Raw genomic sequence first — 12657 nt, forward strand, 5'->3', positions numbered from 1 at the left:
GTGCTATAACTAACACTTGTGATACTTATTGAGAATGATTAACGAAGAAAGAGTATCCATCGCTAAGGTCGTCAAATTAGGAGATTGGTAGTTTATCTTACTGATGATTAATAAACGGCTGAAAGGATGTTGATCACTTTATAAAAGTAAACCCCATTTACTACAACGGGGTTTATTTAATAAAGACTGAGTTGTGATAACTCAAATAATTTATTTTTAAGTTCGATTTAGTAGACGGTCAATCAAGCAACATAGCATATATATCGGCATCATTAACCCCGTGTAAACTAATCAATATTGACTGGTTCTGGGTTGGAGATATACCACGGTAATTACGTATTGACGTTGCAGGTAACGATATAACTACCTTGTCTTCACCGTTCATATTTAGTTGCTTTATTCGATCGTTTGCATCACTGCGCTCGATATAATAAAACGCATCATCCATCCAAAAAAAGTTACCAAAATCTCGAGCGGAAAGTTTATCTACTACTTTAGTGAATTGCTTGGTATTTAAGTTAAATTGCCAGATCCCTGATTCATTTTTTCTGCTGACATATAAATTACCGTCAGCACCTTCGACAGCAAAACTTTCGCCGGTGTGAGTAATTTCATCAATAGTTTTGTCAGCAATGTTATAGCGATAAATCCCTTGCTTTTTCTCTGTTATACCTGAAAAATAAAACGCGTCTTCAGATAATGACCAGTACGGGTGAGCCACCTTCATTGGGAGATTATCTATTTTGCTTAAATTACCATCGGGTAAGCTACCTAAAAACAACTGACTTGCTGCTTCGCCAGGCTGTTTTAACACAACAGCAAATTGCTTGCCTGAAGGTGAAGTCGTTGGCACAAAAGGTAAGCCAATATTTTCGGTTAGTTGCTTAGAAACAAACTTCTGTCTTAGCCATAACTCCCAATTACCAGAGCGATTCGATACAAATAAAACACTGTCATCTGCATTAATATATTGGCCGTACAAATCTCTTGAAGATGAAGCAACACGGCGTAACGTACTTCCAGTGTCTAACGATTTTTCTTCAATAAACTCACTTGAGGTATGGCGTGAAAAAAACAGTTCTCCTGTTGCTTTGTTTATAGCAACACTGCCAGGAGTTGGCGAGCTATTAAGCATGACTAATTCATTACTATCAAGACTTAATGCTTCGATAACAAACTGCCCTTGCTTAGGCTTTGTGATAATAATTTGTCTATTGCTCTCATCCCAAGCCAAACCAATCATAGTATTATCATCGGTAAGTAAAATACGCTCGTTATTTTTGCTCGCCGATTGAACCGGGGCTTCAACGTCCAAAGTTATCAACTGCGATTGCAAGTTGTCTTTACGTATAATCGCTATTTTTTCATTATTATCAATAAAAACCACCAAAGAATCAGATTGGTTTAATTTAGGGTAAGTCAGCTGATGACTGGTCTGTTCAGCTATATCGTAGCGAAATATTGCGACCCTGCCTTTTAACACTTTAGGGTAAGCGATGTATTTACCATCACTGCTCCAATCAAGACCATGGTTAAACTTGTCTTGACTACACCCATTCGCGATCAGCTTGTCCCTATTTGAGATAAGATGATAGCGTCTTACCTGACAATCACCATTGTCATAAATCCTGATATACGCTAATGATTGACCATCTGGTGACCAAACTGGGGTTATTTCTTCAGCATCACTACGAGTGACCAGTCGCAGTTCTGCTTCATTGTCGGTTAAATCTTTAATATATATTTGGCTATGTTTTCTTTCTTGGCGCCATTGAAAAGCCATCAACTGACCGTTAGGACTGATCGCGGGCTGCTCTTCAACTCCCTCAAAATTAGTAATATGTTTAACTTCAGTTTTAACTTTAACTACACTTTTTGTCGATTGAAGTTTATTTGGTAGAAACGCATAAACTCCTGCGGCTACAACTAATACCGCTGCTGTAGCTATATATGCTGGCATCACTCTTTTGCTAGGATTTAGATTTTTGACCTTCTCTTCTTCAACAGGCTCTGGAGATATAATAAGCTGATAGCCAACTTTTTGAATAGTCACGAATACTTCGTCAGTATCAGCGCCTAAATCGGTAAATACTTTGCGAAGAAACCAAACAGCATTAGGGAAACCTGTTTTACCAACGCCTTCGTTATTCAACCAAACCTTTTCAATGGCTTCATCTTTACTGACAATATGATCAGGGCTTACTATAAAAAGTTTCAGTAAATCAAAAACTTTCGCTGAAAGCTGTACTGATTCTTGCTCATTGGCAATGGTCATTTTTCGACAGTCTACCTGCCAACGACCGATACTGTACTTACGAGATGGTACTTCAATCATAAAGTTTACATAGCCTCTGCGAAAAATCGATTTCATTTAACTTTCATTAACTTAAAATAACAAGTTTTTACCGATAACAAGATATCAAAATGTCTAAAACATATGGCTATATGATTAAAAAAATCAACCAAGAATTTAAACAATAGACCTCTAATAATTTCATAAAGAAATCAAGTCATTGTTTTAAAAGAAGTAAATTTAACAAATATGAAAATATTGGATGTAAATTGGAGTAACACTTTGCGATTAACATATATTTAACATGGCTATAGATAATCGATCGATGTAAATTTATGAACAGAGTACTAATTAAATAAAAGTATCTCGCTAAAGTAGTTAAAATTCAGGCAAGCTTTCGTAACATTATATTTACAAAATAGTGGACAATGGAAAATTATCAATTGACCATTGTTTACTTTTGCAGGTTGATTTAAACAATATAAAATTTCCTTTTAATTTTATGTTTTCTACGTATCAGCCAAAGCAGAGCGAGAGCATTGAGGCTGAATAAACTGCCACCGCTGGATTTGGATTTAGTTTTTGGCTTAATTGTGATTATTACTTGTGCGCTAGCTTGATACCCTGATGCATCCGCAACTTGATAGTGCACTCGGTCTATGCCATCGTAATTATTAGGAGCCGAATAGACGAGTGTGTTGTTAACTATAGCAACCGTTCCTTGGCCATCATAACTTACAGAGGTTATAAACAATGAATCATCTGGATTTAAATCCGTATCATTGTCGAGCACATCAAAAGTATTATTTCGACTTTCAAATTCAACAGTGAACGCATCATCATTTGCTATAGGAGGGGTGAGAACTTGGAATTCATCAGAAATGGTGAAAAATATATTATCATTACAGGATATTTTTAAGCGAGCCGTTGTTGTATCTACAACAGGGGTGGAAATAAGCTGTTCACCATCATTCTCAGTATTTTGGGCAAGTATTAAATCAAAATTGTCACCGCCATCAGAAGAAAAACTAATATCAACCGTTTTACAGTTTATTGGAGCTAAATCTGTATTTGCTACGTCCCACTGTAGTTTACTTTCAACTTCATTTTTCCAAAACTCACCTGCTATCGGTTGGGTAATGATGAAAGGGCCTGCTTCTGCGTTCACAGAAATCATCATTTGATCCCAACTAACACCACCACGATTATCTCGCGCTGTTACTTTAAAATTTAACTGACGGGTGGTCGTGGGATAATTTTCGCCAACCATTAACTCTCCAGATAGAATGCTCTCAAGTTGCGGAAATACTCTATATGGTATGCTAGTTGGTTTAAAGGATCTGAAAATAGGCCTACTACTATCATCTACCATAGTTTCAAGATCGAAGGACGCTTCTCCCAAATCCACTTGCTCCCATGTATAGGTCAGTTCATCACTGTTCTTGTCGGTTGCGGTGGCAGTTAACCTAAATGGACTGTTCGCAGGTATTTGATAGTCAATGCCAGCATCAACCTCTGGCGCAGTATTGCCATTATCAAAAGTCACACCACAGCTTTGCCCTATTCCCCACGGGTCGTTGGTTAAATACTCTGTCATCTCCTTAATTGATTCGATATGAAAATAATCATCAGAATTGCTTTGTAAGTTTGCTTCGCCACATATACCTGTATAAGCCATAATGGTAGAGCCACTACCGGGTTCGAACGCTGATGACTGCCACCGATTGCCCGAACAAGCACCACTTAAGGCATTGAAACTGTGCTCTGCGCCAAACTGGTGCCCTAGTTCATGGGCGACAAAATCGATATAAAAACTATCGTTTGATGGGGCTGGACTACCAGTAACGCCTAACGCTTTCCAAACACCAGAGTTGATATCACCTTCATCGACTAGATCATTGTCACATGCAACACCAACACCCGCCAGACCGCCGGCACCAGTGGTAACCAGGTGACCTATATCAAATTTATCATTGCCAACGTATTGCTGTAACACCACTGCATTTTGGTAAACATCGTTATCATTATTAGCGAACGGATCGCTATTTGCGTCAAGGAATATTACCGCTTCAGATTCAGCAATTAACTGTAAGCTGATAGCTAAGTCTCGTTGGAATACTTCATTCATTCGATTAGTTAATGTTGCCAATGCGGCAAGGACTAACTCTTTAGTACCACCATGAAACTCACTGTACTCCCCTGTGGTAGCAAAGGCTATCCTATAAGTTTTATTAATCGGAAGGCCACTCGCGGATTTAGCCGATAATAATTTATTCACAGATTTAACTTTTGTGGCAATATCTGTCGCTTGAACAGTTAACGATTGTGCGTCACTTTTGTAATAACTTGCATATTGAAACTGATCATTTTTAAACTGTGGATCAATGAATACTGTTTTACCTTGATAGTTAAATAAACCATGGAAACCTTGAGGCGTAATATCAAAGCGACCAGTATGTGCTGGATTATTTTTCTGTACTCCGGTGAAGGTTCTTATAGAGGGATATTTTTTTGCTAAAGCTTTTGGTAAAACGGCATTTTCATTCAGGTCAAACAACACTGTTTCACCATTTGGTAAAGGGACTTCTACCGATAACTTTGATTGTTGCATTTGCTGATTTAGCAGGTGAAAGTCAGCAGACAAGTTACGAAAGACTTTTGCTTTCATATTACTTTTGTCAGTAACCTCGCTGTTTCGATACTGTAACTGAGATATATTGTTATCAACATCAGACCATATTGGTGCCGACACTGGTGTTTGCGCACGAGCAGTTGTGATCACAGTTGTTAACAGTGCAGCTATAGAAACTAAAATTTTTTTCATAAGACAGACAACTTTTCCATTGCAAATTAATGTGGTGATGGCAATAGCGGATGTTTACAGAATACTCCCAAAATTACCAGTCAATAAAGTTTAATCTAAAGTTAATTTATTGATTTTTCATGCCCAAAAACAAAAAAGCCCAATCAACGATATGATTGGGCTATTCATAATGAAGTTTTATTACTTATTTTCTAATGAATTTCGATAGTCTCTTGGCGACATTCCTACCCAGCGTTTGAACGCGCGGGAAAAGTTACTACAGTCAGTAAAGCCAAGTAAATATGTAGCTTCAGCCATAGATAAGCCATCTTTACCAATATATTGCTCGGCTAACTCCTGGCGGATTTGATCGAGTAAGTCCTGATAATTCGTGCCTTCCTGTTTTAACTTATTATGGAAGGTGCTTGCCGTCATATGTAATGACATGGCAACACGTTCACGTGAACAATCACCGGACGGTAGAAATTCAATAAGTTTCGCCACAACTCGTGATTTTAAATCGACTTTAGCAGTTTTTTCTAGGAACTCGGTAACTGTTTTGTCGCTTTCACGAGCAAGCTCAAGATTAGACGCAGGTAGCTCTTTATCAAGGTCAGCTACATCGAAGCACACTTTGGTTTTTTCCGCGCCAAATTCAATTTCACAATTAAAGTGATCGTAATATTGTTGTCTGATCTCTTCTGGCGGAGTCCAAATCAACGATATTTTTTTCAAATTATATTCTGGACCGCTGATCAATCTGGCAAACTTTAATGTGATAGCAGCAAAGGTATCTGAATCAAAGTTTTTCACTATTTGGCAATTACTATCACACTCAATACTCGTTAAACATGCAGAGCCCATAGTCTCTGTGTATTCAACTTCAAGTAATGTTGAAATCAAACCAAAATAACGTTGATAGCGTTGACAAAAAGATCTAAGCGTATCGCTATATAGCAAGCCAACGCCAAGTGCGTGGTAACTAGCCGGGCTTAAAAACTCTACACATTTAAAGCTTATCGTTGGATCAGTAGCCTCGACACTCAAACGAATCAAATTATTCATTAATTCGTGTGGTACTCGGTTCATACCCGATTTATATTCGCTAAGATTTATACCGGCATGGGCTAATATTGCGTTAGCGTCTATATTAGATGATTTTAATGCCTGACAAATCGTTGCGGCATTTCCATAAAAACTACTTGGAGATATGTTTGCCATTGATACAAAAGACCTAGAGCTAGTATTTAAGATATTTAGTTAAATACTAGCCTATAAAGTGAAATTAAAGCAACCGTTATAATAATTCAGTCTGGGTTTTATCTAATACAAGCTGTTCACTTACCTGAGTTTTTTTTAAAAATATCAGATAAACACCATAGCTGAATAATGGAATAAAAAAGAAGATGAAAAAGGATGCAGAGAAAAATGTATAGCCTTTAGCAACTAAATTCATTAACCCGATGCTTGCAAGCCAAATGCTGGCAAAAAAGAGCACGGTTGAAACAAGTGCATGACCAAAGCTTGACAATTTTTTACCACGTTTTTCAACATTGTAGCTGTCAATACGCTCTACAAAGCCTTGTAATAAGCCAACCCCGGTTTGGGCGATCATAATAAATACAACACTTACATAAAGATCTATAAATAGTGCAGATTCAATTTTCTCTAATATCCAGTAACTTGGTAATTCCTGACCTACGATTTCAGGATAACCGATCATAAAAATGGTATGAAAAGAAATTGCCGGCGAAATTGCTACATAGCCCGCAATACACGCAGCGATAAATGCCTCTTTGCGTGTTTTCAACTGAATGGCACAATAAATTACCAAAGGGATAAAGCCGGAATTTGAGAAGCCGTATTTTAATCCGGTAAATACAGAATCTAGAAATGTTTGCTGGGTCAACGTATCTTCAGCAAATTTAGTCACTATAATGTTTCGATAGTTGTCATCTAACATGACATCGAAAAATAGATATATCAGGATAATAGCCAGAGCAACAACTGAATAAATCATCGAGCTTTCAACATATTTTCGGCCCAAATAATTTAGTACGACCACAATCATTAGCAATGCTGCGCTGCCATAGATTGTCTCATAACCAAAATGGTCCTTAGCTATAGTTCCTGCTGCAGTAGCACAAATGGCAAGCGCAACAACTAAACCCAACATGATTAAAATTTCGTAACAAAACCAACCTTTATTTAATAAAACCTTGAAAAAGCTTCGGTAGTCATATGCTTTAAACTTTCGAGCAAATTCAAAACATAGAAATAAACAAATGGCATAAACTAGGCCAATGGTGATCATCGAGACAATGCCACCGTATGGACCGTGGCCAGACATAAATTGCACAACCTCTTGACCAGAGCCAAATGCTCCACCAAACATCACAGACAAGAAAACCGATGATGGAATAAGAATAACGCGCATTAGATATGAAGACATAGAACTCACTAAATGGGAAAAAAGCGACTTGATGATGGCAAAATTAACCATCACATACTGGTCTTATATATTCAATATTATGTCAAAACTCTTATCAGGCGCCGTGTACAGGCTTGAATGGCTACTTAGCTTGATCTGGTCGAGTTCTTCTTGGAGTATCGTCGATTTCTTGGGGGAATTCAGCTAGGTTAATTTTTACGCGTTTACTCTTCTTGGCAAGTATCAGCAAACCTATGCCAACAACTGTTTGTGCTATTAACCAATCCAATTTCCCCATACCAAACAGCACTCGTTGCCCCCAATAAAAACTTAAATCAATACACACAGCGATGGTGCTTAATACTAAGAAATTACACCATAATTTTTCCACCCAGTTACTGGCATTTGGCTTTCGAGAGAAAACAACAATTAACAACAAAAGTCCTGGAATACCTGTGGCTAAGCTTAAATAAAACAAGCTTGAATCTGAGTAAACCCACTGAATTAAACTTAGTTTGTCGCGTAAATTACTTAATGACAATATACCGACAACATAGCCTCTCAATAAGAAAACTAAGATAAAATAAAAGATGAAAGAGAGTTTTAGACAATTATGTTTGTCAAAGTCATTAATGGAATATTTTGCTAATGGATGCACAACTGGATCTACTTCTGATTATTACGTTAACTTTTGGACAAGTGTGAAAGCGTTGCGGCATTGTCTTCCCAATTTTGACCATCAAAATCTTCCACAGGCCATTGCTGCCAATCTTTGGTGTCTAAACACTTAGCATTTACGCTATAACCATCTGGGTTTGACCGCGGTATATAAAATGACTTTATGCCGCAGGTTTTACAAAAGAAATGCTGTGCAACTTTACTATTAAATTGATAGCAACTTAATTCATCTTCATTTGTTAACAGATTAAAGTTATTACTTGGCACAATCAAATGAATAAAACCGGTCATCGCACACATTGAGCAATTACAGTTTGTTATATAAGGTACTTCTTCGACTTCAACTTCAAAGCGAACCTTTTTACAATGACAACCACCTTGTAATTTTTTCATCATGTATCCTCAGAGCCCAAGTCTTGAATGCCAAGTTTTATCGCCTTTAATGCCCTTGATTTAAACTCACGGTAAAATAACACATAGACAACGGCAAGGCTGGAAGTAATAAACAGTAAGGGGTGGAAAAACCAACTTAGCGCAGCTAGGGAAAAATAGTATGAACGTAAACCATAATTATAAGCATGCCCTGCTTGATCTTGTACTACCCCCATTTGTTTTGCGTAATCGAGCAACGCTGGGTTAGTCGTTTTTTCAGCAACAGGTGCAGCTCCTATCATTATGTTTAAAAATCCATATTGTCGCATTGACCAGGTAAATTGAAAAAATGCCATGACAAAGATCATACCCAGCAAACTCAGTTTAACTTGTATTGCTACATGATTGCGCTCGGTTGCGATTGGTATTGATGATAATACCTCATTCACATTATCTACTTGCGTAAACAGCGTTAACACACCCGCTAAAATCAGTAAGGTGGTTGATGCAAAAAAGGCCACGTGACGCTCTAGATTTGACAGTAATGCGGCATGTGAAACACGTACATCATTATCAAGAATTTGTCGCATCCAAAGAATTCTATGCTGATGCAAAACTCTTGATAAACAAGCGGTATTTTTAGCTTTAATACGGGCAAATTGGGTATAACCAATCCAGCAACTAAAAAATATCGCTAATGCAATAAAATCAACTAAGGTTAATGACAAAATGTATCCAAATTATGTGAGGCAGATAACAATATAATTTTATTATGCCTATTCAATTTATATTATCCATAAAATAATGCCTAAATTGCTAAAAAATAATTCGATTACAACGCTATTTACATTAAATGTTAATTTAGCGCTAATAGCTTAATATCATTGACAGTAAGTCATTAAATACGCTATAAAAAGATTGTTAAAAGAGTTAACAATACAGAGTCAAAAGATAATAATTTTCTGTATTAACAATAATAAAAATAAGCAAACATAGGATGTAGTCATGATTTTGCCTTGGGAGAGCGCAAAAGTATTAGCCCCGCTAGTGCTATTTTGCAGTATTGCTTTTCCGTCTATTGCTGAGCCAATTAACATTCCACACATTAAAGCTGACATCACGTTTGATGGTGAGCTGGATGAATCTGTATGGCAACAAGCTGAGCACGTTGAAGTTAACATCGTCAACTACCCTTATGAAAACACGCCGAGCCCCGTAAAAACCGATGCCTATATATTTGAAGACGGCACCCACATTTACTTTGCGTTTAAAGCCCAAGATCCTAATCCTGAAAATATTCAAGCCTTTATCCGCGACCGCGATGACGCATTTTCTGATGATATTGTTGGCATAAAGTTAGATCCATTTAACAACCATCGTCTTGCCTATAAGTTTTTCGTTAACCCTTACGGAGTTCAAAATGACGGTATAGAAAACGAAATGACTTCGAACAATAGCAACCTTTGGGATGGTATTTGGGATGCTGGCGGCAAAGTTACCAGTGATGGCTATCAAGTAGAGTTTGCCATTCCTTATCGTGAACTTAACTTTGAAGAAAGTAGTGATATAAAAACCTGGGGCATCGAATTAATCAGACTTTACCCAAGAGATAAAGTATTACGTATTTCAAACATTCCTTTAGATCGAGATAATTCTTGTTGGACCTGTCAAATGGCTGAAATGCAAGGGTTTGAACAAGCTAAAATAGGTGAAAACCTGTTAGTTACCCCTTCTGTTGTTGCTAAAGTCGATGAAGAACGTGACGTATACAATGATGAAGATTGGCAATCTGAAAACGATGCCGAGGTAGGTTTAAATGTACGTTGGGGGATTACCCCAGATGTAATGTTAAATGCCACCATTAACCCCGACTTTTCCAATGTAGAGGCCGATGCAGGTCAATTATCAGTAAATAAAACATCGGCATTGTTTTTTGATGAAAAAAGAACATTCTTTTTAGATAATTCTGAGTACTTTTCAAGCCCACTAAATTTAGTCTATACCAGAAATATCACTGACCCAGATTACGGCGCTAAAATTACCGGTAAACTGGGTAAACAAACCTTTGGTTTTTTCATGACTAAAGATAACTATACCAACCTAATTATACCCGGTAATTTATATTCGTTGCCCGATGAAATTAACGAAGAAAGCTACTCTGGCGCCCTACGCTATCGTTATGATGTAAATGAAGATTTATCCTTTGGCTTAACATCAACATTACGAAGTGCTGATGATTACCATAACTATGTAAATGCTATTGATGTAAAATACAAAATGTCAGTAAGTAATACGCTTATCGCGCAAGTACTCACATCTGATACAGAATACCCAATAGCACTTTATGATAAATGGTGCCCCAATTCAGGCGGTCAGGATGAGTGTTATTTATCATCAATGATTGGCAAAAACCAAGGTGGTTTTACTGATCAAGCATTTCACCTGGAGTTTGAACACAGCAGTGAATACTGGGGGGTAAGAACGAAATATAAAGCCATAGGCGAAGACTTTAGAGCCGACTTAGGTTACCTACCGCAAGTAGACTATAACGAATTTACCACAACAGTTAATAGAACAATGTATTTTGATGACACGCTTTGGTCTGAAATGATTTTTGGCGGTGAATTTCAAACCAGTCATAATGATGATGGCGATTTAATTAATGAACGTACATCTTTCAGCTATACCCTTTGGGGACCATGGCAATCTGTGTTTGATGTTATCTATTCACACGAAGAACAAGTAGGCCTTCGTTATGACACCAATCAAACAGCAATTGATAATAACACCACTTTGTTTGAGCTGGATTATCTTGACCTGTATATGAGTGTTCAGCCAAGAGCGGACCTAATGTTTGGTTTTTCAAGCCGCATTGGTGATTCAATTGATTATACAAATGATCGCAAAGGTGAGTTAATTGAATTTGCTCCAAACGTTACCTGGAATATGACGACTCATTTAGAGCTGGAATTGATGCATGTATATGCTGAATTAGAAGCCGACGGTGATTTTGTTTATCGAGAAAACATTACTGATTTAAGATTAACTTACGCATTTAATGTGAATAGCTTTTTGCGTTTAACCATGGTTTATAACGCAACTGATTACAACCCTAACAATAACCCAGAAATTATCATTGACTCGGATTACCATGATAACTTGTCCACGCAACTCCTTTATTCGTACAAGTTAAACCCACAAACGGTATTCTTCTTGGGTTATTCAGATAACTCAATCGATAATGAATTAATCGGTGAAAAGAAAGAAATAAAACAGAATCAACGTACTGCATTTTTAAAGCTTAGTTACGCTTGGATGTAGTTGTAGAAGAGAGAATTTAATTGGTCTCAAATATTGAGACCAAATATATTATCTTTAGATGATAATCGCTATTTCAGCGTTAACTTATGACCGGCATTGACTACTTTTGCTTTTAAGTAATCTTCGTTACCGTCTTTGATATGAGTCGATGTATTGATTTCTTGCTCAACGATTAACCCATAGTCAGTCAAGGCTTTTACTTTTTTAGGGTTATTAGTCATTAGCTTTAATCGACTGATCTTTAATGCTTCTAGCATTTGTCCTGCTTCAGTAAAGTCTCTAAGATCATCACCAAAGCCCAAGTGATTATTGGCTTGATAAGTATTCATACCTTCTGATTGAAGCTTATATGCATCAATTTTATTATATAAACCAATACCACGCCCCTCTTGGCGAAGGTAAAGAATAACTCCCCCTTCTGTTGCCATTTGATTAATCGCTTCATCAAGCTGCTCACCACAATCGCATCGGGAAGAGTGAAATACATCACCGGTTAAACATTCAGAATGAATTCTAACTAATGGTACTTGTTGAGACTGATCAGCCTGTTCAAATACCAAGGCTACATGCTCTTTATCAGAAGCAAGCTGGTTAAATGAAATCATTTCTGCTGGAATGTGGCTGTTTGAGCCAACTTTTAAAGAAATTCTTGTACGTACTTGGGCCATGTCTACAACTTGTTTAGCAACGATGAACGTTATAAATGATAGCTATATAGTTAGGGCAAAATTTACAATTTCAAGCATTTAATAAACCTGA

Annotated in this window: 9 protein-coding genes; 1 reads left to right on the top strand and 8 read right to left on the bottom strand. The window is 37.2% G+C overall.

The genetic code is table 11. The features are described 5' to 3' along the window. Positions 1–238: 238 nt before the first annotated feature. From RI845_RS10855 to RI845_RS10885, 7 genes are all read right to left on the bottom strand, one after another. On the bottom strand, positions 239–2371 hold the full coding sequence (locus tag RI845_RS10855) for a winged helix-turn-helix domain-containing protein (protein ID WP_348386191.1): 2133 nt from the start codon (positions 2369–2371) through the stop codon (positions 239–241). A 394-nt stretch (positions 2372–2765) separates the two neighbouring features. After that, positions 2766–5117 carry a reprolysin-like metallopeptidase gene (locus RI845_RS10860; protein ID WP_348386192.1) on the bottom strand — a complete coding sequence of 784 codons (2352 nt, stop codon included), beginning with the start codon at positions 5115–5117 and terminating at the stop codon, positions 2766–2768. 180 nt (positions 5118–5297) lie between these two features. Beyond that, positions 5298–6317: an AraC family transcriptional regulator gene (locus tag RI845_RS10865; RefSeq protein ID WP_348386193.1), complete on the bottom strand. Its 1020-nt coding sequence runs from the start codon at positions 6315–6317 to the stop codon at positions 5298–5300. Positions 6318–6393: 76 nt separating this feature from the next. Further along, positions 6394–7548: a hypothetical protein gene (locus RI845_RS10870; RefSeq protein ID WP_348386194.1), complete on the bottom strand. Its 1155-nt coding sequence runs from the start codon at positions 7546–7548 to the stop codon at positions 6394–6396. A gap of 121 nt (positions 7549–7669) precedes the next feature. Continuing rightward, positions 7670–8185 carry a DUF2919 family protein gene (locus RI845_RS10875; protein WP_348386195.1) on the bottom strand — a complete coding sequence of 172 codons (516 nt, stop codon included), beginning with the start codon at positions 8183–8185 and terminating at the stop codon, positions 7670–7672. A gap of 26 nt (positions 8186–8211) precedes the next feature. After that, the gene (locus tag RI845_RS10880; protein WP_348386196.1) at positions 8212–8598 is read right to left on the bottom strand and encodes a GFA family protein; all 387 of its coding nucleotides are present in this window, start codon (positions 8596–8598) and stop codon (positions 8212–8214) included. After that, complete coding sequence (locus tag RI845_RS10885; RefSeq protein WP_348386197.1) at positions 8598–9305, bottom strand: DUF599 domain-containing protein; 708 nt, start codon at positions 9303–9305, stop codon at positions 8598–8600. Before RI845_RS10885 ends, RI845_RS10880 begins: the two co-directional genes overlap by 1 nt. A 277-nt stretch (positions 9306–9582) precedes the next feature. On the opposite strand from RI845_RS10885, the gene RI845_RS10890 reads away from it, so the two are divergent. Further along, a complete protein-coding gene (locus RI845_RS10890; RefSeq protein ID WP_348386198.1) occupies positions 9583–11898 on the top strand; it encodes a carbohydrate binding family 9 domain-containing protein in 2316 nt (771 codons plus the stop codon). A 68-nt stretch (positions 11899–11966) separates the two neighbouring features. Here the strand turns inward: RI845_RS10890 and ribA are convergent, their stop codons facing one another. After that, a complete protein-coding gene (gene ribA / locus RI845_RS10895) occupies positions 11967–12566 on the bottom strand; it encodes a GTP cyclohydrolase II (RefSeq protein WP_348386199.1) in 600 nt (199 codons plus the stop codon). Positions 12567–12657: the final 91 nt, after the last annotated feature.

Source organism: Thalassotalea nanhaiensis (assembly GCF_031583575.1).
GTDB classification, from domain to species: Bacteria; Pseudomonadota; Gammaproteobacteria; order Enterobacterales; family Alteromonadaceae; genus Thalassotalea_A; species Thalassotalea_A nanhaiensis.